At 71.6% G+C, this 22,040-nt stretch carries 23 protein-coding genes; 8 read left to right on the top strand and 15 right to left on the bottom strand.

Features of this window, described 5'->3' with window-relative positions; all coding sequences use genetic code 11:
- Nucleotides 1–100: 100 nt before the first annotated feature.
- Nucleotides 101–1,366: a PTS transporter subunit EIIC gene (locus AB0H53_RS02465; RefSeq protein ID WP_362105946.1), complete on the top strand. Its 1,266-nt coding sequence runs from the start codon at nucleotides 101–103 to the stop codon at nucleotides 1,364–1,366.
- Between the two features lie 74 nt (nucleotides 1,367–1,440).
- Here AB0H53_RS02465 and AB0H53_RS02460 read toward each other — a convergent pair whose 3' ends face one another.
- On the bottom strand, nucleotides 1,441–2,193 hold the full coding sequence (locus tag AB0H53_RS02460; RefSeq protein ID WP_362105943.1) for an MBL fold metallo-hydrolase: 753 nt from the start codon (nucleotides 2,191–2,193) through the stop codon (nucleotides 1,441–1,443).
- A gap of 187 nt (nucleotides 2,194–2,380) precedes the next feature.
- Between AB0H53_RS02460 and AB0H53_RS02455 the strand changes: the two genes are divergently transcribed.
- Nucleotides 2,381–2,899, top strand: a complete 519-nt coding sequence (locus AB0H53_RS02455; RefSeq protein WP_362105940.1) for a type II toxin-antitoxin system PemK/MazF family toxin — start codon at nucleotides 2,381–2,383, stop codon at nucleotides 2,897–2,899.
- A 60-nt stretch (nucleotides 2,900–2,959) separates the two neighbouring features.
- On the opposite strand, the gene AB0H53_RS02450 is transcribed toward AB0H53_RS02455, so the two are convergent.
- From AB0H53_RS02450 to clpS, 7 genes are all read right to left on the bottom strand, one after another.
- Nucleotides 2,960–3,910 carry a cysteine synthase gene (locus tag AB0H53_RS02450; protein WP_362105937.1) on the bottom strand — a complete coding sequence of 317 codons (951 nt, stop codon included), beginning with the start codon at nucleotides 3,908–3,910 and terminating at the stop codon, nucleotides 2,960–2,962.
- Nucleotides 3,910–4,188 carry a MoaD/ThiS family protein gene (locus tag AB0H53_RS02445; RefSeq protein WP_362105935.1) on the bottom strand — a complete coding sequence of 93 codons (279 nt, stop codon included), beginning with the start codon at nucleotides 4,186–4,188 and terminating at the stop codon, nucleotides 3,910–3,912. The genes AB0H53_RS02450 and AB0H53_RS02445 overlap by 1 nt, the downstream gene beginning before the upstream one ends.
- A gap of 173 nt (nucleotides 4,189–4,361) precedes the next feature.
- Complete coding sequence (locus AB0H53_RS02440) at nucleotides 4,362–4,478, bottom strand: putative leader peptide (protein WP_362105932.1); 117 nt, start codon at nucleotides 4,476–4,478, stop codon at nucleotides 4,362–4,364.
- A gap of 108 nt (nucleotides 4,479–4,586) precedes the next feature.
- A complete protein-coding gene (locus AB0H53_RS02435) occupies nucleotides 4,587–5,009 on the bottom strand; it encodes a M67 family metallopeptidase (protein WP_362105929.1) in 423 nt (140 codons plus the stop codon).
- Between the two features lie 95 nt (nucleotides 5,010–5,104).
- On the bottom strand, nucleotides 5,105–6,529 hold the full coding sequence (locus tag AB0H53_RS02430; protein ID WP_362105926.1) for an amino acid permease: 1,425 nt from the start codon (nucleotides 6,527–6,529) through the stop codon (nucleotides 5,105–5,107).
- A 311-nt stretch (nucleotides 6,530–6,840) separates the two neighbouring features.
- Nucleotides 6,841–7,425 (bottom strand): DUF2017 domain-containing protein, encoded by a 585-nt coding sequence (locus tag AB0H53_RS02425; RefSeq protein ID WP_362105923.1) that lies wholly within the window; start codon nucleotides 7,423–7,425, stop codon nucleotides 6,841–6,843.
- On the bottom strand, nucleotides 7,425–7,739 hold the full coding sequence (gene clpS, locus AB0H53_RS02420) for an ATP-dependent Clp protease adapter ClpS (RefSeq protein WP_362106401.1): 315 nt from the start codon (nucleotides 7,737–7,739) through the stop codon (nucleotides 7,425–7,427). The genes AB0H53_RS02425 and clpS overlap by 1 nt, the downstream gene beginning before the upstream one ends.
- Nucleotides 7,740–7,854: 115 nt before the next feature.
- Here clpS and AB0H53_RS02415 point away from each other — a divergent pair, with 115 nt between their 5' ends.
- Complete coding sequence (locus AB0H53_RS02415; RefSeq protein WP_362105920.1) at nucleotides 7,855–9,183, top strand: nicotinate phosphoribosyltransferase; 1,329 nt, start codon at nucleotides 7,855–7,857, stop codon at nucleotides 9,181–9,183.
- A gap of 124 nt (nucleotides 9,184–9,307) precedes the next feature.
- Complete coding sequence (locus AB0H53_RS02410; protein WP_362105917.1) at nucleotides 9,308–9,895, top strand: isochorismatase family protein; 588 nt, start codon at nucleotides 9,308–9,310, stop codon at nucleotides 9,893–9,895.
- Nucleotides 9,896–10,027: 132 nt separating this feature from the next.
- Here the strand turns inward: AB0H53_RS02410 and AB0H53_RS02405 are convergent, their stop codons facing one another.
- Nucleotides 10,028–10,402 (bottom strand): hypothetical protein, encoded by a 375-nt coding sequence (locus AB0H53_RS02405; RefSeq protein ID WP_362105914.1) that lies wholly within the window; start codon nucleotides 10,400–10,402, stop codon nucleotides 10,028–10,030.
- A 121-nt stretch (nucleotides 10,403–10,523) separates the two neighbouring features.
- Nucleotides 10,524–12,968, bottom strand: a complete 2,445-nt coding sequence (locus AB0H53_RS02400) for an immune inhibitor A domain-containing protein (protein ID WP_362105911.1) — start codon at nucleotides 12,966–12,968, stop codon at nucleotides 10,524–10,526.
- A gap of 509 nt (nucleotides 12,969–13,477) precedes the next feature.
- Here AB0H53_RS02400 and AB0H53_RS02395 point away from each other — a divergent pair.
- On the top strand, nucleotides 13,478–13,768 hold the full coding sequence (locus AB0H53_RS02395; RefSeq protein WP_362105908.1) for a hypothetical protein: 291 nt from the start codon (nucleotides 13,478–13,480) through the stop codon (nucleotides 13,766–13,768).
- Here the strand turns inward: AB0H53_RS02395 and AB0H53_RS02390 are convergent.
- Nucleotides 13,754–14,470: an RDD family protein gene (locus AB0H53_RS02390; RefSeq protein WP_362105905.1), complete on the bottom strand. Its 717-nt coding sequence runs from the start codon at nucleotides 14,468–14,470 to the stop codon at nucleotides 13,754–13,756. The genes AB0H53_RS02395 and AB0H53_RS02390 overlap by 15 nt on opposite strands.
- A gap of 62 nt (nucleotides 14,471–14,532) precedes the next feature.
- Nucleotides 14,533–15,921 (bottom strand): RDD family protein, encoded by a 1,389-nt coding sequence (locus AB0H53_RS02385; protein WP_362105902.1) that lies wholly within the window; start codon nucleotides 15,919–15,921, stop codon nucleotides 14,533–14,535.
- Between the two features lie 232 nt (nucleotides 15,922–16,153).
- Here AB0H53_RS02385 and AB0H53_RS02380 point away from each other — a divergent pair, with 232 nt between their 5' ends.
- Nucleotides 16,154–16,564 (top strand): SsgA family sporulation/cell division regulator, encoded by a 411-nt coding sequence (locus tag AB0H53_RS02380; protein WP_362105899.1) that lies wholly within the window; start codon nucleotides 16,154–16,156, stop codon nucleotides 16,562–16,564.
- A gap of 29 nt (nucleotides 16,565–16,593) precedes the next feature.
- Here the strand turns inward: AB0H53_RS02380 and AB0H53_RS02375 are convergent, their stop codons facing one another.
- Together AB0H53_RS02375 and AB0H53_RS02370 are read right to left on the bottom strand one after the other, a co-directional pair.
- A complete protein-coding gene (locus AB0H53_RS02375) occupies nucleotides 16,594–16,977 on the bottom strand; it encodes a VOC family protein (RefSeq protein WP_362105896.1) in 384 nt (127 codons plus the stop codon).
- Nucleotides 16,978–17,060: 83 nt separating this feature from the next.
- Nucleotides 17,061–18,437, bottom strand: coding sequence for an FAD-linked oxidase C-terminal domain-containing protein (locus AB0H53_RS02370; protein WP_362105893.1), 1,377 nt, complete (start codon nucleotides 18,435–18,437; stop codon nucleotides 17,061–17,063).
- A gap of 98 nt (nucleotides 18,438–18,535) precedes the next feature.
- Here AB0H53_RS02370 and AB0H53_RS02365 point away from each other — a divergent pair, with 98 nt between their 5' ends.
- Nucleotides 18,536–20,110 carry a tetratricopeptide repeat protein gene (locus AB0H53_RS02365; protein WP_362105890.1) on the top strand — a complete coding sequence of 525 codons (1,575 nt, stop codon included), beginning with the start codon at nucleotides 18,536–18,538 and terminating at the stop codon, nucleotides 20,108–20,110.
- Between the two features lie 175 nt (nucleotides 20,111–20,285).
- Here AB0H53_RS02365 and hppD read toward each other — a convergent pair whose 3' ends face one another.
- A complete protein-coding gene (gene hppD / locus AB0H53_RS02360; protein WP_362105887.1) occupies nucleotides 20,286–21,431 on the bottom strand; it encodes a 4-hydroxyphenylpyruvate dioxygenase in 1,146 nt (381 codons plus the stop codon).
- A gap of 121 nt (nucleotides 21,432–21,552) precedes the next feature.
- Here hppD and AB0H53_RS02355 point away from each other — a divergent pair, with 121 nt between their 5' ends.
- Nucleotides 21,553–22,023 (top strand): Lrp/AsnC family transcriptional regulator, encoded by a 471-nt coding sequence (locus AB0H53_RS02355; protein WP_362105884.1) that lies wholly within the window; start codon nucleotides 21,553–21,555, stop codon nucleotides 22,021–22,023.
- The last annotated feature ends 17 nt before the right edge of the window (nucleotides 22,024–22,040 follow it).

The following is a 22,040-nucleotide window of genomic DNA, read 5'->3' as shown; positions in this document are numbered from 1 at the left end:
AGTATTGGTGTAGACCACGCGGCGCCGCCGCGGTTCCCGAGACGCCGCCGTCCCCCCTTTCTTCATGCCTGGGCGGCGCCTTGCCCACTGGAGGAAGTTGATGTCCACGGCCAGCGCCGCCCCCGCGGCGGAGAAGAAGAAGGGCGCGGGCGTGATGGCTGTCATGCAGCGCATCGGCCGCAGCCTCATGCTGCCGGTCGCCGTGCTGCCCGCCGCCGCGCTCCTGGTCCGGCTCGGCAACAGCGACATGCTGGGCCGGGAGTCGTTCCCGGCGTTCATCACCAAGATCGCGAGCTTCATGGCCGCGGGCGGCAACGCCATTCTCGACAACATGGCGCTGCTGTTCGCCGTGGGCATCGCCATCGGCTTCGCGAAGAAGTCGGACGGCTCCACCGCGCTGGCGGCCGTCACCGGCTACCTGGTCTTCAAGAACGTGCTCGCCACGTTCACCGACGCAAACCTGCCCAAGGTGGCCAAGGTCGTCGACGGCAAGATAGTCATGGCCGACGCCCCGGTGGACGCCAAGGTCCTCGGCGGCGTGGTCATGGGCATCGTGGTCGCCCTGCTCTACCAGCGCTTCTACCGCACCAAGCTGCCGGACTGGGCTGGCTTCTTCGGCGGGCGGCGCCTCGTCCCGATCCTGTCGGCCTTCGCGGGTCTGGCCATGGGTATCGTCTTCGGCCTGATCTGGCCGGTCCTGGGCACCGGGCTGCACAACTTCGGTGAGTGGCTGGTGGGTTCGGGCGCCGTCGGCGCGGGCATCTTCGGCGTCGCCAACCGGGCGCTCATCCCGGTGGGCATGCACCACCTGCTGAACTCCTTCCCGTGGCTGCAGGCCGGCTCCTACGAGGGCAAGAGCGGCGACATCGCCCGCTTCCTCGCCGGTGACCCGACCGCCGGACAGTTCATGACCGGCTTCTTCCCGATCATGATGTTCGCCCTCCCGGCGGCCTGCCTGGCCATCGTCCACTGCGCCCGCCCCGAGCGCCGCAAGGTCGTCGGCGGCATGATGTTCTCCCTCGCGCTCACCTCGTTCGTCACCGGCGTGACCGAGCCGATCGAGTTCACCTTCATGTTCATCGCCCCGGTGCTGTACGCGGTCCACGCCGTGCTGACCGGTGTCTCGATGGCACTGACCTGGGCGCTGGGCATGAAGGACGGCTTCGGCTTCTCGGCCGGTGCGATCGACTTCGTGCTCAACCTCGGCATCGCCTCCAAGCCGTGGGGCCTGGTCGTGGTCGGTCTGTGCTTCGCGGCGGTCTACTACGTGGTCTTCCGCTTCGCGATCACCAAGTTCAACCTGCCGACGCCGGGCCGCGAGTCCGACGAGGAGCTCGCCGAGCTCCAGAAGGCAGAGGCCAAGTAGCCCACGGGCGCGAGCCGCGGCGAAGGGCCCGGAACCGGTGACGGTTCCGGGCCCTTCGTCCTGCCCCCGGGCCTCTAGAGCTGGTAGACCGCGCCGGGCCGGGCCAGTTCCGCCGGGCCCGGGTAGACCGCGCGGGCGTCGGCGAGGTTGCGCTCGCCGTCCGTCCACGGCGGGATGTGCGTGAGCACCAGCCGTCCCGCGTCCGCCCGGGCCGCGTGCGCCCCGGCCTCGCGGCCGTTGAGGTGCAGGCCGGGGATGTCCTCCTTGCCGTGGGTGAAGGACGCCTCGCACAGGAAGAGGTCGGTCCCGGCGGCCAGCACGTCGACCGCGTCGCAGACCCCGGTGTCACCGGAGTAGGTGAGCGACTTCCCACCGTGCTCAAGCCGGATGCCGTACGCCTCGACCGGGTGTTCCACCCGCTCCGTGCGGACCTGGAAGGGGCCCAGGGTGAAGGAGCCGGGCTCCAGCGTGTGGAAGTCGAACACCTCGCTCATCGACTTGTCGGACGGGGTGTCCGCGTACGCCGTGGTCAGGCGCTGCTCGGCACCGTCGGGCGCGTACACCGGGATGGCCGGGCAGCGGCCGCCCTCGTGGCGGTAGTAGCGCGCGACGAAGTACCCGCACATGTCGATGCAGTGATCGGCGTGCAGATGGCTGAGGAAGATCGCGTCCAGGTCGTACAGACCGATGTGGCGCTGCAGCTCGCCCAGGGCGCCGTTGCCCATGTCGAGGAGCAGCCGGAAGCCGTCGGCCTCTACGAGGTAGCTCGAACAGGCCGAATCCGCGGACGGGAACGACCCTGAGCAGCCGACGACGGTGAGCTTCATGGAGCGTGAACCTCCGTGGACGGGAGCGGGGCAGGCGCTGACGGGGGAGGTCGTGCGGTGCGTCGAGCGTAAGGCGCGGCGGGGCCGGTCGCTCCTTCGCGGCGGCCCGTTGTGGGGGAACTCACCTGTGCTGTCACCGGTTCGGATGGTGGGCGCGGTGGACACCGTCCTTGTAACGTCCTGGGGTATGGACACGTCCTGGTGGCTGGCGCTCGGCGCCGTCGTGGTGATCGCTCTGGTGGCGGCGGTGACCGACGGCCTCGGCCGGTCCGCGCGGCCCGGTACCCGCCGTCCGGGTGGCCGCCGCCCCGCCGGCCGCACCCGTCCGGCCGGGCGGCCCCCGGCCGAGCGGCGCGAACGGCCCGCCGGGCCGGCCCGGGCGGTGTGGCACCGGCCGGAGCCGGGCGAGATCTGGTGGGCCGACGTGCCCTACGAGGACGGCCCCGGTTCCAAGGACCGGCCGTGCCTGGTGCTGGCGGTACGGGGTGACTGCGTGCTCGTCGCGAAGATCACCAGCAAGAACCACGGCGACCGGCCGGGGGTGATCGTGCTGCGGCCGGGCTCGGTGGGCGACGGCCAGGGCCGGCCCAGCTACCTCGAGACCGATGAACTGCGGGAGGTCCCGGTCGGGGAGTTCCGCCGCCGGGCGGGGACGGTGGACCCCCTGGTGTGGGACCGGGTGCGCCACCTCGCGGACCGCGCCTGACCGGCGCCGGGCCGGTGGTGCCGCCCCGCGCCGGCCGGCGCGGGGCGCGCCGTCAGGCCGTCAGGCCCAGAGCTGGCCCTGGAGGGCTTCGATGGCCTCTTCGGTGGTCGCCGCGGTGTAGACACCGGTCGACAGGTACTTCCAGCCGCCGTCGGCGACGACGAACACGATGTCGGCGGACTCCCCCGCCTTCAGGGCCTTCCTGCCGACACCGATCGCGGCGTGCAGCGCCGCGCCCGTCGAGACGCCCGCGAAGATGCCCTCCTGCTGGAGCAGTTCGCGGGTGCGGGTCACCGCGTCGGCCGAGCCGACCGAGAAGCGGGTGGTGAGGACGGAGGCGTCGTAGAGCTCCGGCACGAAGCCCTCGTCGAGGTTGCGCAGGCCGTACACCAGGTCGTCGTAGCGGGGCTCGGCGGCGACGATTCTGACGTCGGGCTTGTGCTCGCGCAGGTAGCGCCCGACACCCATGAGCGTGCCGGTGGTGCCCAGGCCCGCCACGAAGTGCGTGACGGACGGCAGGTCGGCGAGGATCTCGGGGCCGGTGGTGGCGTAGTGCGCGCCCGCGTTGTCCGGGTTGCCGTACTGGTAGAGCATCACCCAGGAGGGGTTCTCGGCGGAGAGCTCCTTGGCCACCCGTACGGCGGTGTTGGAGCCGCCCGCCGCCGGGGAGGGGATGATCTCGGCGCCCCACATGGCGAGCAGCTCGCGGCGCTCCTGGGAGGTGTTCTCGGGCATCACGCACACGATGCGGTAGCCCTTGAGCCTGGCCGCCATGGCGAGGGAGATGCCCGTGTTGCCGCTGGTCGGTTCCAGGATGGTGCAGCCGGGTGTGAGGCGGCCGTCCTTCTCCGCCTGCTCGATCATGTGCAGGGCCGGCCGGTCCTTGACGGAGCCGGTCGGGTTGCGGTCCTCCAGCTTGGCCCAGATGCGGACGTCCGCCGAGGGGGACAGTCGCGGCAGGCGGACCAGCGGGGTGTTGCCGACGGCGGCGAGGGGGCTGTCGTAACGCATCAGACCATGCCGCCGGCCACGGCCGGGAGGATCGTGACGTTGTCGCCGTCGGACAGCTTGGTGGAGATGCCGTCCAGGAAGCGGACGTCCTCGTCGTTCAGGTACACGTTCACGAAACGGCGCAGCTGGCCGCCGTCGACGATGCGGTCCTGGATGCCCGTGTGCCGGGTCTCGAGGTCGGCGAAGAGGTCGGCGAGGGTGTCCCCGCTGCCCTCCACGGCCTTGGCGCCGTCGGTGTAGGTGCGGAGGATGGTCGGGATGCGGACCTCGATGGCCATGGCGTGGGCTCCTGTCGAAAGGCGGGAGTGCGGGACTGCGTGGCTGCGTACTGCGTGGCTCGTGCTGGGGCAGTGCGGTGGAGCGGACGTGCCGGGCGGTGCGGACGCGCGGGGCGCGTGGCGGTGCTGGGGACGTGCCGGGTGGTGCCGGGGTGGTGCGCGGTGGCCGCTGGTCAGGCGGCGCGGCGCGGGGTACACATGGCGCTCGCGAGGCGGCACAGGTCGACGTGCAGTCGGGCGACGAGCAGCGTGGAGCTCGGCGTCTTTTCGCTCACGTCGGTGGGAACCATGCGGTCATCGTATCGATTCCTGGTACCGGAACCCGAGTGTGATTTCGAATGCCGGACGCTGAGTGCTCATCATGCGGACGCGCTCCACCCCGGCTCCCCGTTCACCAGTCAGTAGGCCTCGACGACCCGGACCTCTTCCTCGGTGATCTCACCGTCCACGATGCGGAACGAGCGGAACTGGAAGGGGCCGGCGTCGTCGGTGTCGGCTGTGGACACCAGGACGTAGTGGGCACCCGGCTCATTGGCGTAGGAGACGTCGGTACGGGAGGGGTAGGCCTCGGTCGCGGTGTGCGAGTGGTAGATGATCACCGGCTCCTCGTCCCGGTCGTCCATCTCCCGGTACAGCTTCAGCAGGTCACCGGAGTCGAACTCGTAGAACGTGGGGGAGCGCGCGGCGTTGAGCATGGGGACGAACCGCTCGGGGCGGCCCGAGCCGGCCGGTCCGGCGACCACGCCGCAGGCCTCGTCCGGGTGGTCCTCGCGTGCGTGCGCGACGATCTGGTCGTACAGAACCCGTGTGATGGTCAGCATGGGCATCAGGATAGACAGACGGGCCCGTCCGTACCGAGGGTCGGTACGGACGGGCCCACATGGTGGACGGAGCCCAGGTGGCGGGCCCTTCCGGGTCAGCGCTTGAAGGCGGCGTTCTCCGGGTTGCGGGACTTCAGCACCAGGTAGGAGACGCCCAGGACCAGGGCCCACAGCGGCGCGCAGTACAGCGAGACGCGGGCGTCCTTGTCGACGCCCATCATCACGATCACCATGCCGATGAACAGCAGGGCGAACCAGCTCGTCCACGGGGCGCCGGGCGCCTTGAACGGCGACTGCGGCAGCTCGCCCCGGTCGGCCCGCGCGCGGTAGCGGATCTGGCTGACCAGGATCATGATCCAGGCCCACATGCCGGAGATCGTGGCGAAGGAGACGACGTAGTTGAAGGCGTCGCCCGGCCACTGGTAGTTGATCCAGACGCCGACCAGCATCAGGGCGGCGGAGAAGGCGGTGCCGGCCAGCGGGATGCCGCTCTTGGTGAGCTTGGTGAAGGCCCGCGGACCCTGCCCGTTGAGCGCCAGGTCGCGCAGCATGCGGCCGGTGGAGTACATGCCCGAGTTGCAGGACGAGAGCGCCGCGGTGAGGACCACGAAGTTCACGATCGCGGCGCCGATGCCCAGGCCCATCTTCTCGAAGGCGGCGACGAACGGCGAGACACCGGGCTGGAAGTGCGTCCACGGCACCACCGAGAGGATCATGATCAGCGCGCCGACGTAGAAGACGGCGATACGCCACGGCACGGTGTTGATGGCCTTGGGGAGGGTCTTCTCCGGGTCCTTGGACTCACCGGCGGTGACGCCGACCAGCTCGACCGCGAGGAAGGCGAACATCACGAGCTGCAGGGTCATCAGCGTGCCGCCGATGCCCTTGGGGAAGAAGCCGCCGTCGGCCCACAGGTGCGTCACGGACGCGGTGTCACCGGCGTCGGAGAACCCGATCGTGAGCACACCGGCGCAGATCAGGATCATGCCGATGATGGCCGTCACCTTGACCATGGAGAACCAGAACTCCAGCTCGCCGAAGAGCTTCACGGAGATCAGGTTCGCGCCGAACAGGATGATGGTGAAGACCAGCGCGGAGATCCACTGCGGGATGTCCCACCAGTACGTCATGTACGTGGCTGCCGCGGTGACCTCGGTGATGCCGGTGACGACCCAGAAGAGCCAGTACGTCCAGCCGGTGACGAACCCCGCGAAGGGGCCGACGAACTCACGCGCGTACTCGGAGAAGGATCCCGAGACCGGGCGGTACATGAGCAGCTCGCCCAGTGCCCGCATGATGAAGAAGATCACGAGCCCGGCGATGGCGTACGCCAGGATGAGGCTGGGCCCGGCCTTGGAGATGCCCTTGCCCGCGCCCAGGAAGAGCCCGGTGCCGATGGCTCCGCCGATCGCGATCATCTGGATCTGACGGGCTCCGAGGCCCCGCTGGTAGCCCTCGCCGGAAGCGGACTCCGCGGCCTCACTGCCGTCGTGTTCTTTGCCGACCTGCACTGAGGTCATGGTTGGTGCGCCTTTCTCCACGCCGACCCGCGTCACTCGCACTGGACTGCGCGCGACCCGGATCAGGTCCTGATCCCCCCGGATATGGATGGAGTGCCACCGGCGGTCCGCCGGCCGAAGCGCACCCGGGTACATGGGTGGCGTCCCCGGGCGATCGTGCAGATTTATCACGTCCGCAACAATGATCGACACGGGGAAGTGTGACGTACCACACATCCGAAAGTGGACAAGCAGGACTCAGCCGGGCATACCGGGGCGTCCTGGTAATCTGATCGTTATACGGATTTGAGTGTCCGTTGAGCGAACACCGTTCACCGCGTCAGCGTGTCGACCAAGGTCTCCTGGAGCACGCCCAGCCACAGGTACGCCATCACCATCGGCTTGCGCGGATCGGAGTCCGGCAGCCGGTAGAGCGCCTCGCTCTCGTCCTCGTCGGTGACCTCCAGCCGGGTGCCGATGGTCAGCCGCAGGTCGTTGAGGGTGCGCAGCCAGTGGCGCGACTCCTCCGCGGCCAGCCGCAGCACGGCGCCGCCCTCCCCGGCCGCCCGGCCCGACAGGGCGTCCAGGGTCCGTACGACGGTGAGGGCGTCCTCGCGCTTGCGGGCGCGCAGGTCGTTCTCGGTGTAGCGGCGGAAGTCGGCCGACGCGGCGCGCAGCTCCTCGTCCTCGTCGCCGTAGGCGTTCGGGAACAGCCGGGCCAGCGCCGGGTCGGCCGGCGGCTCGCTGGGGCCCTCGCGGAACAGCGCGGCCAGCGGGTCCTCGCCCTTGGGCGGCGTCTCGCCGGGCCCGATGAGCTCCAGGAGCTGGACGGCCAGGGAGCGCAGGATGGAGATCTCGACCTCGTCCAGCGGGACGGCCGCGCCGCCGTCGGGCAGCGCCTCGAAGTGGCCGCTCATCAGCCGCGGTCCTGGGAGAGGGTCGCCCACAGCCCGTATTCGTGCATCGCCTGCACGTCCCGCTCCATCTCCTCGCGGGTGCCGCTGGAGACCACGGCCCGGCCCTTGTGGTGCACGTCGAGCATCAGCTTGTGCGCCTTGTCCTTGGAGTAGCCGAAGTACGTCTGGAAGACGTAGGTGACATAGCTCATGAGGTTGACCGGGTCGTTGTGGACGATCGTCACCCAGGGCACGTCGGGCTCGACCACGGCGAAGCTGTCCTCCGCCGGCTGGGTACGTTCGATCTCTGCAGGAGCAACACTCACCTGGCCCATGCTGCCACTGCGCATGGGTAGCCGCACAAACGGCACCCGGCCGGCGGCGGGCGCCGCCCGGCCACGGACCTAGAAATCGTCACTCTGACGAGTATTCGGGGGTAGCATCCTGCTCATGAATGCTGCGGATCTCGGGCTGCCGGTGGACGTGCCGTCCACGGCGCTCTTCACGGACCAGTACGAGCTCACCATGCTCCAGGCCGCGCTGCGCGGCGGGACGGCCGACCGGCGATCGGTCTTCGAGGTGTTCACCCGGCGGCTGCCGGAGGGGCGGCGCTACGGCGTCGTGGCCGGCACCGGCCGGGTCCTGGACGCCGTGGAGAACTTCCGCTTCGACGCGGGCGTCCTGGCCTTCCTGCGCGAGCGGGGCATCGTCGACGAGCCGACCCTGGCGTGGCTGGCGGACTACCGCTTCCGCGGGGACGTCTGGGGGTACCCCGAGGGCGAGGTGTACTTCCCCGGCTCCCCCATCCTGCGCGTCGAGGGCTCCTTCGCCGAGTGCGTGCTGCTGGAGACCGTGATCCTGTCGATCCTCAACCACGACTCGGCGATCGCGGCCGCCGCCTCCCGCATGGCGGTGGCGGCCCGCGGCCGGCGGCTGATCGAGATGGGCGCCCGGCGCACCCACGAGCTGTCGGCGGTCGCCTCGGCCCGCGCCGCGTACGTCGGCGGCTTCGACTCCACCTCCGACCTGGCGGCCGGCTTCCGCTACGGCATCCCCACGGTGGGCACCTCCGCGCACGCCTTCACACTCCTGCACGACACCGAGCGCGACGCCTTCCGGGCGCAGGTGGACTCGCTGGGCAGCGGGACGACGCTGCTGGTCGACACCTACGACGTGACCGAGGCGGTGCGCACCGCCGTGGCGGTGGCCGGAACCGGCCTCGGCGCGGTCCGGATCGACTCCGGCGACCTGCTGCTGGTCGCGCACCGGGTGCGCCAGCAGCTCGACGAGCTCGGGGCGCGGGACACGAAGATCGTGGTCACCTCCGACCTGGACGAGTACGCCATCGCCTCCCTGGCGGCGGCGCCGGTCGACGCGTACGGCGTGGGCACCCAGCTCGTCACCGGCAGCGGTCACCCGACGGGCTCGATGGTCTACAAGCTCGTCGCGCGCGCCGAGTCGGCGGACCCGAAGGCTCCGCTGCACCCGGTGGCGAAGAAGTCGCAGGGCGGCAAGAGCTCGGTCGGCGGCCGGAAGTGGGCCGCGCGCCGCCCGGACACGGACGGCATCGCCGAGGCGGAGGTCGTCGGCACCGGGCCGGTCCCGGCCGAGCTCGCCGGCCGGCAACTGCTGGTGGAGCTGGTCAAGGGCGGTGAGATCGTGGCCCGTGAGCCGCTGGAGGCGGCGCGTGAGCGGCACATCGCGGCGCGTGCGGGCCTGCCGATGTCGGCGACGCAGCTCTCGCGGGGCGAGGCCGTCATTCCGACGGAGTACGTCTGAGGGGACCGGCGCCCCGCTCCCGCCCACGGGCCCCCTCCCGCCGGGCCGGCGGAGTCTCTAGGCTCGATCCCATCCCCTCGACCGGCCCACCGACCACCGACCGCCCCCCACCGAAGGAACCGCCATGCACCGCGCACTGATCGTCGTGGACGTCCAGAATGACTTCTGCGAGGGCGGCAGCCTCGCGGTGGCGGGTGGCGCGGACGTCGCCGCCGCCATCACGGACCTGGTCGGCGAGGCCGCCGGGGCCGTCTACCGGCATGTGGTGGCCACCCGGGACCACCACATCGACCCGGGCGACCACTTCGCCGCGCAGCCGGACTACGTCCGCTCCTGGCCGCCCCACTGCGTGGCGGGCACCGAGGGGGTGGGTTTCCACCCGAACTTCGCGCCAGCCGTCGCGTCGGGCGCGATCGACACGGTGTTCGACAAGGGTGCCTACTCGGCGGCGTACAGCGGCTTCGAGGGCAGCGACGAGAACGATGTGCCGCTGGCCCGGTGGCTGCGGGAGCGCGAGGTGACGGAGGTGGACGTGGTCGGTATCGCGACCGACCACTGTGTGCGCGCCACCGCGCTGGACGCGGTCCGCGAGGGCTTCCGGACCCAGGTGCTGCTGGACCTGACCGCGGGTGTGGCCGAGGAGACGACGCTCGCCGCCCTGGAGGAGCTGCGCGGGGCGGGCGTGGAACTGACGGGCAAGCCGGTCGTCTGACGGCCCCGCCCCCTGCCGGGCGCGCCCTGCGCGGGGCTCGCGCATCGGGGTCCGCGCGGGCCGGGGCGGGGTCCGCGCGCCGGCTCGCGCGGTCGGACGGTGGCGCCGGCGGTGGCGGGGCCGGAGGCGGTACTAGACGTGGTCCTCGTGGGGCCGGCCGTGGGCGGCGGGCCGGGGCTGGGGGCGCAGCAGGGCGCGTATCGGGTGCCAGAGCTCGAAGTCGCGGCCCGGGTGGGTGCGCCAGAGCAGCCCCTCCGGGTGGTGGAGCACGGCCGTGATCTCGTCCGGGGTCGGCGGATGGGTGTTGCCGCGCAGGTAGACGGCGCGCAGGCCCAGGTTCCGCAGCCGGGTCAGGGCGCGGGCGCGGTTGACGGCGTGCACCAGGACACGGACGGTGGCGCCCTCGCCGTACCGGTGGGCCTCGCCGCCCTCGCCGGCCGGGCTGGGCAGGCTCAGCGCGACGACCACGCTGCCGCCGGGCAACTTGCAGAAACCTCCGCCGGGCATGTGGGACCACTCCCCCGTGAGATGGCGTGTCCATAAGGTCGGTCAGGAGGCACTCAAACACGATCGGCCGCCGCCCGCCAGGGGGCGACGGCCGATCATGTTTCGACCTGCGGTGATGCTGTTACTTGGCCGACGGTCCGACCTGGACGGTGATCGTCTGGCCGTTCCTCGGCTGCTTGACGATCGCGATCCTGGTGTTGGTGTCGGTCACCTTGACACCCGCCCGCGGGTTCTCGGCGTACCAGTAGACGCCCTTGCGGTCGTCGAAGACCGGGTTGCCGGCCTGCGACCGGATCCGCAGCGGCTCGCCCGCCTTGTGCAGCGTGAAGCTGTCCGTGGCGTACCGGCTGAAGGGCGAGTCGAAGGCCTGGACGCGGTTGCGCGGCAGGGTGCCGTCGGACCACTTCAGCGGCTTGGCGTGGGCGTCCACCGGAAGGATCAGGCCCTCGCCCGGGTGGACGGCGGTGTTGTTGTCCTTCTGGGAGGTGTCCCACTGCCAGACCAGCAGACCGGTCTGGTACGGGTAGTGCTCCACCCAGCTGTCCATCGGCGCCGGGAAACCGAAGTTGTACGGGCCGACCTTGAGGGTGGCGTCGTACGAGACGTACTGGCGGTTCTCCGCCAGGTAGTACTGCTCGTACTCGTTGGTGAAGGACTCGCCGATGCGCGAGAAGCCCTTGGCGGTCCAGCCGGCGTCGTCGCCCTCGGCGTTGTCGGAGAAGACCGTCGCGCCGTCCGCCGTGAGCGTGATGGCGTCGGCCGCGAAGCCCTTGCCGCCCGCGCCGCCGTCGGTCTGGTAGCGGAAGCGGAGGTCGAACTTCTGGCCGGCGTAGGCGTCGAGCGGGTACACCAGCTTCTGGTACGAGCCGGAGACGTCGGTCAGCGCCGGGGCGCCGCTCGCGTCGGCGGGGATGGCCTTGCCGTTGGCCGTGCCGGCCAGGGCGGTCCACTGCTTGCCGCCGTCCGTGGACACCTCGGCGTAGAGGTAGTCGTAGTCCTTCTCGATGTCCCACCAGCCGTCCAGGGCCAGCTCGGCCTTGGCCTTGCCGGTCAGGTCGACGGAGCGGGTCAGGGTGTTCTTGAGGTCGTCACCCATGTTGCTCCACCACTGCTTGGAGCCCTCGGCCGGCTTGACGACCGAGGTGGTGACCTTCTTCTTCGGCAGCTCGACGACCAGCGCCTGGGGGTTCTTGGTGTTGTACTCCGCGACGCCCAGCGTGTGCTTGGACGTGGTCGCCGCCTTGGCCTTCTCGTAGTTGAGCCAGCCGAGCTGGAGCTTGTCCCAGGCGGTCATGTCACCGGGCATGTCGCCGATGCTGTCCTTGCCCAGGCCGAGCCAGGAGCCCGACGACATCAGCGACCAGAAGCCGGTGGAGTTCTCGGCGCCCGCCTTGCCGGAGGTGTCGTACAGGTCGGGCAGGCCCAGGTCGTGGCCGTACTCGTGGGCGAAGACGCCCAGGCCGCCGTTCTCGGGCTGCATCGTGTAGTCGCCGACCCAGATGCCGGTGGAGCCGATCTGGGTACCGCCCGCCTTGTTGTGCGCGGGGCCGGTCTTGCCGGCGTCGGTGCCGTACGCGTACCAGCGGTGGGCCCACAGGGCGTTGGTGCCCTCGGCACCGCCGCCCGCCGACTCGTCCTCACCGGCGTGGACGATCTGGAAGTGGTCGATGTAGCCGTCGGCCTCGTTGAAGTTGCCGTCGTTGTCGAAGTCGTAGCGGTCCCACTGGTCGTACTGCGCCAGCTGCGCCTTGATCTCGGCGTCCGACGTGCCCTTGGCCTTCTGGTCGGCGGTCCAGGCGGTGACACCGTCGCGGACCGCGTCCCACACGTTGGCGCAGTTGGTGCTGCCGCAGTAGTTGGAGCCGTAGCGGGCCTCGTTGTAGTCGACCTTGACCCAGTCGGAGACCGTGCCGTCGACCGAGTACCGGCCGGAGGAGGTCTTCTCGTAGTAGGTCTTCAGGGAGTGCTTCTGCTTGCCGGTCTTCTTGTCCTTGCCGGTGCCGAAGTACAGGTCCTGGAAGTGCTGCTGGTTGTAGTCCGCCTGCCAGGCCGTCGAGTTGTCCTTCGAACGGTCCGGCTGGGCTATCCGGTTGTGCAGCGGGCCGGGCTTGCCGCCGTACTTGGGGGCCGGGGGCTGGGGTCCTTCGGCGCCGTCCGGGTCGTGCATCGTGGTGCTGTCGACCTTGTCGCCGAACTCCACCAGGATGGTGAAGATCTTGTCGGTCCGCTCCCGGCCCAGCTCGACGTACTTCTTGTCGTCGAGCTTGACGACCTTGGAGGAGCCACGGCGCTCCACCTTGACGTCACCGGACAGCACCTGCTCCAGCGCGGCCTTGCGCTGCTGCTCCTGCTGCTTGCTGTAGGGGCCTTCGAGGTCGTGGTCGACCTCGGCGGCGTGGTCGTGTCCGGGAGCCCCGTGCGCGCCCGGTGCCGGGTCATGGCGCTCGATTCCGGTGGTGGAGCGGTCGTCGGCCTGGGCCGGGCTGAGGGCCGTGGCGGTCGCGGCGGTGGCGGCCAGCGCCACAATCACCGCGGACGCGCTGAACGCCCGTCGTCTGCTGGTCACTTGATCTTGTCCTCCCCGCGCCCGCGTACCGCGGATGGGGGGTTGAAGAGATATCCGCGTGCGGAGTCGCGCCACAAGTGACGACATTCGACCGGAAGTACGCGAGAAAAGACAGATCTTGACTTGAACAAGCCAACGCTCTATGTGAACATCCCGCCCCGCATTGCGGACGGCCCCCCGGACCGCGACGGGGCTGGTCAGTCGCCCGGCGCCACATCCCGGCCGCCGGGACCCCGCGGAGCCCGACCGGCCGGGGTGGTACGGGCGCGGGGCCGCCCGGTCCGCATCCTGCCGTACCGGACCTCCCCCGGCCCCGTCCACGCGTCAACCAGCGTGGGGTTCCGGCCACTTGGCACGGACCGTGATTCCGTGCGCCCCCGGTGCACCGGTACCGTGGGTGAGGTGGTGCTTACTGCTGGTTCCTCTCGGGCATCCACCGTCGTAGGGTCGTTCGACAGTGCGACCGATCCACGAGGCCCCCTACCGATGCTCCGAGGACGGATACCGTCATGCCGCGTCCGAATGTCGCACAGCTCGCCTACGGTTCGGCCACCGTCGTCCTGTCGACCGTCGCCATGCTCCTGCTGTCCCGTGCCACCGGCGGCCTCGGCATCGCGCTGATCGGACTCGCCGCGCTCCTCCTCGGCCTGCTGGTGGCCCTCTCCGTACCCGCGTCCGGCCGCCGGGCCCAGCCGGCACGGGCGGCCCTCCGGAGCCCGACGGACCGCGCGGAAACCGGCCCGTCCGTACGGGTGCCGCGTCCCCGGGCGCGCACCGGGGAGCACTCACTGCGCCGCTGACACCACGACCGTTTTCGCCGCCTTGTCGTGCAGGCCCTGCTTGTACGGCTTGTCGACCAGGATCAGGATCAGCAGCAACAGCGGCCACAGACAGGCGCAGCAGATCAGCGCGGGAAGCCACAGCACCATCGCCCGGGTCAGCGCGGCGCTGGTGGACGGGACACTGCCGTCGTTGAGCATCGCCACCCGCATGCCCATCAGCCGCTTGCCGAGGGTCTGCCCGTTCTTCTTCGTCATCAGGGTGTCGTAGCCGACGTACGCCACGATCGTCAGGAGCTGGAAGGCCCACTGCCCGCCGGAGTTCCCCTCGCCCCACATGTCCGCGATGTCGGAGTCGTCGGTCATCCGGGTGTAGATGTCGAACGGGATGCCGAGGAGGGCCAGCGGTACGGCGATGATGAACCAGTCGATCAGCCGCGCCAGGACGCGTCGGCCGGAGTCGGCGAGCGGCGGCATCCCGGCGAGCGGATCGGTACCGCCGTAGCCGGCCCCACCGGAGCCGTACGGGCCACCGGCACCGCCGGGACCGCCGCCGTACGGGCCACCGGCACCGCCGGGGCCTCCGCCGTACGGGCCACCGCCGCCGTACGGGCCGCCGCCGCCCGGCGGAGGGGGCGGCGGCGTACCGCCCCCGTCCTGCGGCTTCTTGCGGAACGGGTCGTCCTCGGGGGGCTGTCCGGGCGGCGGCGGTTCATTGCTCATGGAGGAAGTCCAACCCGCCCGGCGGGCCCCCGCAACGGCTCACCCGCCGTTCGGGGGACGGCTCAGCCGGCCACGAAGGTGTGCGCCGCCTTGTCGTGCCAGCACTGCCGCCACGGGCGGTCGAACAGGCACCACACCACATTGACCACACCGATCACCAGCACGCCCAGCACCGAGTAGACCAGCCAGCGGCGCAGCGCGGCACCGAAGCCCGGCGGCTCGTGCGCCTCGATGTCCCGCACCTGGAGGCCGCACAGCTTCTTGCCGAGCGTACGGCCCCACTTGGCGGTGGGCAGCGCCTCGTACAGCACCCCGAGCACCAGCAGCGCGGCGAGCGCGATGCCGAAGTACATGGACGTGGTGCCGTCCAGCAGCCACACGGTGACCGTCTCACCCGACTGCTTGGCCTGCTGGATCTTGCCGTCGATGTGGTCGAGCGCCTTGCGGACGAACGGTACGGCGACGGCGCCGGCGGCCGCGCCCAGGACCACGGTGTCGATCAGCCGGGCCACCAGCCGCTTGCCCAGCGCGGCCGGACGGGCGGCCGCCTGGGCCCGGGCGGCCCGCAGGAACGGATCGTCGACCGGGGGCTTCCAGGGCACGACCGGCTGCGGGCCCTCGGGCTGGGCGGCGGGCCCCGGGGTGGCGGGACCGGCGGCCCGCGGCTGGGCGAGCTGCTGCACCTGCTGCGCCCAGGAGGCCGCACCGCCACCGGGGCCGTGGGTGACGGGAGCGGCCGGGGCGGCAGCCGGGGTCGACGCGGGGGCGGAGTCGGGGCCGGGCGCGGACGCGGGCGGCGCCACCGGATCGGGCCGGCCCGGCTGCGCGGACGGGAGCGGCCGCGCGGACGGGAAGGGCTGCGCGGACGGGAGCGGCTGCGCGGGAACGGCCGGAGAGGCGGGCGGCGCGTGGGTCGGGGTGGCCCTGATGGTCACCGTCCCCTCGGCCGGCGGTCTCGGCCCGCCCGGTCCGGGCTCCACGTTCCGTACCCCCGGCAGCGCGCCGCCCGTCGGGTCGGCCGCCGGGGCGCGGGGCGCGGCGAGACGCGGGTCCACCGGCTGGGGCGGCTCCGGGCCCTCGGTGCCCCAGGAGATCCGGCGGTCGCGGTCGCCGCCGAAGCCGGTCTGCCGCGCGGTGTCGGCCTGCCAGACGGACGCGGGCTCGGGCTCCGGACGCTCCGGGGCGGAGGGGACATGGGTCTCGGAGACCGGCCCCTCCTCGTCGAAGAAGACGGGTCCGGTCTCCTCGACGGCGGGTGCGGACGCCGGGGCCGGCGCGCCGGCCGGGGCCGGAGGCTGGGGCATCGCCTCGCCGTCCCTGGGCGCCGGGCGGCTGGTCCCCGGCACCCAGGCGGCACCGTTCCAGTACCGGATGTATCCGGGGATGGACGGATCGGGGTAGTAACCAGGCGTGGGGCTGCCGTCGCCGGTTGCCGGGGTTGGGGCGCTCATCACCGTGGTCCCGTATCTCCTCGAGGGCCTCAATTCAAGGCACCACATCTATCAGACCGCCGACCGCCCCCGGGTCCGTCCGACCGCAACAGCCACCATCGGGTCACGGTCGTGCCACGGAAAGTAACAGGGATTCGACGGGAAAAGTCGCGTCATGACGGGGGGAATTCCCGCTCTCCATCGGTACGGGCCCGCTTCGGGGTCCGTACCGGGCGGAAGAAGGAGCGGTCCCATGCAGTACACCGTGGTGGAACGCGAGCTGGAACTCAGGATGGTGCTGTCGTCCGAGCGCAGTGTGCCGGTGCCGGCGCGGCTGACGTATCGCACGGATGATCCGTACGCCGTGCACATCGCCTTCCACATCGGCTCCGAGCAGCCGGTGTACTGGACGTTCGCCCGGGAGCTGCTGGTCGAGGGGGTCTTCCGGCCGTGCGGCCACGGCGATGTGCGGGTGTGGCCGTCCACCCGGGACGGGCGGGGTGTGGTGCTGATGGCGCTGTCCTCACCGGACGGCGACGCGCTGCTGGAGGCTCCGGCCGAACAGGTGTCGGCGTGGCTGGAGCGGACGCTGCGGGCGGTGGCGCCGGGTGCGGAGGGCGAGCAGCTCGGCATCGACGACGGGCTGGCCGAGCTGCTCGCGTAGGGGGCGGTCCGTGCCGTCGGACCGTGGCGTCAGTCGGTCACATACGTGTGCGTGAGGAATTCGATCGAGTGGCCGTCGGGGTCGTCGATGTACACCCCGCGGCCCTTGTGGAGGTGGTTGATCTCCTGCGGCTGGTGGTGGTGCGGGTCGGCCCAGTACGGCAGTCCGCGCTCCTCGATCCGGCCGAGGATCTGGTCGAACTCCTCCTCGGACACGAGGAAGGCCAGGTGCTGGGAGGCGATCTCGGGCGACGGGTCGTCGATGTAGTCGAGGGTGACCCCGCCTTCGAGGGGCACACTGGCGAACGGGCCGAAGGGCTTCGGTTCGGGCGCCGCCATCAGCTCGGTGAGGAAGCGGGCGCCGGCGAAGCGGTCCCGGCTGCGGACGATGGTGTGGTCAAGACGTGCGGGCACGGCTCTCCTCCTTGCGTCGGTGCCCTCACGCTATGTGGACGCGTGCGTCCGGACCATCGGCAATCCGCCCTAGGGCTGGGGACTCAGAAGAGCTTGCCGGGGTTGAGGATGCCCAGCGGGTCGAAGGTCCGCTTGATACCGCGCTGCAACTCCACTCCCACCGGTCCCAGTTCGCGGGCCAGCCACTCCTTCTTCAGGACGCCGACGCCGTGTTCCCCGGTGATGGTGCCGCCCAGTTCCAGGCCGAGCGCCATGATGTCGTCGAACGACTCGCGGGCGCGCCGGGACTCGTCGGGGTCGGTGTGGTCGAAGCAGACGACCGGGTGGGTGTTGCCGTCGCCGGCGTGGGCGCAGACACCGATGGTCAGGCCGTACCGGGCGGCGACGGCGGCCGTGCCGTCGAGCATCGCGGCCAGCCGGGAACGGGGTACGCACACATCGTCGATCATCGTCGCGGTGGAGACGGTCTCCAGGGCGGTGAGCGCCAGCCGCCGCGCCTTGAGCAGCAGTTCGGACTCGGCGGCGTCGTCGGCGGGGACGACCTGGGTGGCGCCGGCGGCCGTGCACAGCTCGCCGACCGCCGCCAGGTCGGCGGCCGGGTCGGGGGTGTCGAAGGCGGCGAGCAGCAGGGCCTCGGTGGAGTCGGGCAGCCCCATCCGCGCCAGCCGGTTGACGGCCCGGACCGTCGTACGGTCCATCAGCTCCAGCAGCGAGGGCGTGTGGCCGCGCTCCATCACGGCGCACACGGCGTCGCAGGCGGCGGCCACCGACGGGAACTCGGCCGCCAGCACCAGCTGCCGGGGCGGGCGCGGCTTGAGCGCCAGCACGGCTCGTACGACGATGCCGAGGCTGCCCTCGGAGCCGACGAAGAGCCGCGTCAGGTCGTACCCGGCGACGCCCTTGGCGGTGCGGCGGCCGGTGGACAGCAGCCGGCCGTCGGCGAGGACGACGTCCAGGCCGAGCACGTACTCGGCGGTCACGCCGTACTTGACGCAGCACAGGCCGCCCGAAGCGGTGCCGATGTTGCCGCCGATGGTGCACATCTCCCAGCTGGAGGGGTCCGGCGGGTAGTACAGGCCGTGTTCGGCGACGGCACGGGCGAGGTCGGCGTTGACGACGCCCGGCTCCACGACGGCGATCCGGTCGACCGGGCTGATCTCCAGGATCCGGTCCATTCTGGTCAGTGAGAGCACGACGCAGCCGTCGGACGCGTTGGCGGCGCCGGACAGACCGGTGCGCGCGCCCTGCGGGACGACCGGGACGCGCAGCTCGGTCGCGGTGCGCATCACGTGCTGGACCTGCTCGACGGTGCGTGGCAGGGCCACCACGGCGGGCGTGCCCGCCTCGCAGAAGCTCGCCATGTCATGGGCGTAGGAGGCGGTGATGTCCGGGTCGGTGAGCAGGGCTTCGGCCGGGAGACCCGCGCGGAGCCGTGCCAGGAGGTCGTCGGGAGCGTCCATGATCCCAGCCTGGCACCCGGGGCCATCGGTGTGAACCCGTCGGGTGTTCGACTCCGGGACGCCGAGCGCGCTCGGCCCGCTGACGCACAGTGAGCGGCATGAAGAGGCAACGGCTCACACAGACGGTCCTGGTCACGGGGGCGGCCGCGGTGCTGGCCGGCGCGGCCCTGCTGTTCGTCCCCGGTGGGCCGGGCGCCCTGGGCGGTCTCGGCGGGCCGGGCGGCCCGGGCGGGGACGGCCCGCCGCCGGCGCCGGGCTCGGCCGCGCGGGCCGTGTCGGCGGTGAACACGGGCGCCCAGGTGTCCCTGCCGGACCTGACCGCCCTCATCGCGGACCGGGAGAAGTGGGTGCGCGCGCACCCCCGGGACGACGCCTCGTGGGCCCTGCTGGGCACCGCGTACGTGGAGCGGGCGGCCCGGGTGGGCGAGACGGCGCACTACGCGCGGGCCGAGCAGGCGCTGAAGCGTTCGCTGGCCGCGCTGCCCGCCGCCCGGGGCAACGTCGACGCGCTGCTGGGACTGGGGGCGCTGGCCAACGCCCGGGGCGACTTCGGCGCGGCCCGGCGGTGGGGCGAGACGGCACGCGACCAGCGGCCGCGGCGCTGGCAGTCGTACGCCGTGCTCATCGACGCGTACAGCGGGCTGGGCGACATCACATCGGCGGGCCGGGCACTGGACCGGCTGCTGGCGTTGCACCGGGGCGCGTCGGCGTCCGCCCGCGCCGCCCAGCTCAACCGGGACCGGGGCTGGCGGGAGGACGCGGCGGCCCGGGCGGCGGAGGCGGTGGCGCTGGCGGCCACGCCGGTCGAGAAGACGGCCGGTCTGGCGCGGCTGGGCGACCTGGCGTGGGAGCGGGGTGAGCCGGCGGAGGCGATCAGGGCCTACGACGCCGCCCTGGGGCTGGTCCGGGACCACGCGCCGTCCCTTGCGGGCCGGGCGCGGGCGCTGGCGGCCCTGGGCCGCACGGACGAGGCGGTCCGGGACTACGGGGCGGCGATCACGGCGCTGCCGCTGCCGGAGTACGCGCTGGAGGCGGGTGAGCTGTACGAGTCGCTGGAGCTGGACGGGGACGCCCGTACCCAGTACGAGGCCGTGCGGACGCGGGTGGCGGAGGCGCGGACGCACGGTGTCGACGGGACGCTGGTGCTGGCGCGCCTGGAGACCGACCACGGTGATCCGGCCGCCGCGGTCACCGGGCTGACCGAGCGCTGGGCCCGCAAGCACCGCTCGGCGCCCATGGCGGACGCGCTCGGGTGGGCGCTGTACCGGGCGGGCAGGCCGCAGGAGGCGCTGCGGTACGCCGAGCGGGCGACCGACCAGGGCCCGCGCAGCGCTCTGTTCATGTACCACCGCGGGGAGATCGAGCGCGGGCTGGGGCGGTACGGGGCGGCTCGCCGCCACATCGAGGAGGCGCTGCGGATCAACCCGCACTTCTCGCCGCTGCTGGCCCCGAAGGCACGCCAGGCGCTGGCCACGCTGGGCGAGCCGCCGGCGGGCGGCCCGGCGGACGTGTACGGGGACAAGCGGGGCCGGTCGCAGCGCACCGGCGAGGACGGCGGGACGGGCGCGGGGTCGGGATCCGGCCCGGGGTCGGAGTCCGGGTCCGGCTCGGGGTCCGGGTCCGGCTCAGGGTCCGGTTCGGGGTCCGGGTCCGGCTCGGGTTCCGGGGGGTGAGCCATCGGCACGCCCCACCGGTCCGTCACCGGCCGCGGTCACCGGCCGCCCCGGCCTCCCGGGGCCCTGGCGTACCGCGCCGGCACCGCGACCCGGCCGGAAAGGGCCGGGACAGGAAGCGGCCGGAACAGGACCGGGCCGGGGCGGGACCCCGGCTCCGGCCCCGGCCGCGCGGTCAGAGGTTGCCGCGCTTGGCCTGCTCGCGCTCGATCGCCTCGAACAGCGCCTTGAAGTTGCCCTTGCCGAAGCCCATCGACCCGTGCCGCTCGATCAGCTCGAAGAAGACGGTCGGGCGGTCCTGCACCGGCTTGGTGAAGATCTGCAGCAGGTAGCCGTCCTCGTCCCGGTCGACCAGGATCTTCAGCTCGCGCAGCGTCTCCACGGGAACCCGGGTCTCACCGGCCCACTCGCCGAGCGTGTCGTAGTACGAGTCGGGCGTGTCGAGGAACTGCACACCGGCCGCGCGCATGGTGCGGACGGTGGCGACGATGTCGTTGGTGGCCAGCGCGATGTGCTGGACGCCCGCGCCGCCGTAGAACTCCAGGTACTCGTCGATCTGCGACTTCTTCTTCGCGATCGCCGGCTCGTTGATCGGGAACTTGACCTTCAGCGTGCCGTCGGCGACGACCTTCGACATCAGGGCGGAGTACTCGGTGGCGATGTCGTCGCCGACGAACTCCTTCATGTTGGTGAAGCCCATGACCTTGTTGTAGAAGGCCACCCACTCGTTCATCCTGCCGAGCTCGACATTGCCGACGCAGTGGTCGATGGCCTGGAAGGTGCGCTTGGCCGGCGGTTCCACGATCGGGGCGGCGGCGACGAAGCCGGGCAGGTAGGGGCCGCTGTAGCCGGAGCGCTCGACCAGGGTGTGGCGGGTCTTGCCGTACGTGGCGATGGCGGCCAGCACGACCGTGCCGTTCTCGTCCTTCAGCTCGTACGGCTCGGTGATGCCGGTGGCACCGTGCTCGACGGCGTACGCGTACGCCTTGCGGGCGTCCGGCACCTCGATCGCGAGGTCGACGACGCCGTCGCCGTGCTCGGCGACATGCTCGGCGAGGAAGCGGCCCCGGTCGGTGGACGCCTTGATCACGGAGGTGAGCACGAAACGGGCGGAGCCGTTCGTCAGGACGTAACTGGCGGTCTCGCGACTGCCGTTCTCGGGTCCGGAGTAGGCGACGAGCTTCATGCCGAAGGCCGTGGAGTAGTAGTGCGCGGCCTGCTTGGCGTTGCCGACGGCGAACACGACCGCGTCCATTCCCTTCACCGGGAAGGGGTCGGCCTGCCGGGCGGTGTCGGGCGTGTGGGAGATGGTCTCAGTCATGGCCGCAGACTCTCTCCGTTCCACAAGCTGCGCAATAGTTCGCGCATCCTCTGGGCAAACTGCACAGCGACCGGCCAGTATGAGCGGGCGATCTGTACAGGATGACCATCGGGAGACCGTCATGGCGATCGATCATCTGGACGGCCGGCTCATCGTGCTGCTGGCACGTGAACCGCGTATCGGGGTGCTGGAGGCGTCACGCCGTCTGGGCGTCGCCCGGGGCACCGTCCAGGCGCGTCTGGACCGGCTCCAGTCGAACGGGGTCATCCGCGGCTTCGGTCCGGACGTCGACCCGGTGGCGCTGGGCTATCCGGTCACGGCGTTCGCGACACTGGAGATCCAGCAGGGCCAGGGAGCCGATGTACGGGCGCACCTGGCGGGCGTGCCGGAGGTGCTGGAACTGCACACCACCACCGGCCACGGTGACATGCTGTGCCGGCTGGTGGCCCGGTCCAACGCCGATCTCCAGCGGGTGATCGACCGGGTGGTCGGGTTCGGCGGCATCGTGCGGGCCTCCACGGCGATCGTCATGGAGAACCCGGTGCCCCTGCGGATCATCCCGCTGGTGGAGCAGGCCGCGACGGACGGCTGAGAGCGGCCCCGGCCGGC

The organism is Streptomyces sp. NPDC050856, from assembly GCF_040653855.1.
GTDB lineage: Bacteria > Actinomycetota > Actinomycetes > Streptomycetales > Streptomycetaceae > Streptomyces.
This window is presented reverse-complemented; position numbering and strand designations above follow the sequence as displayed.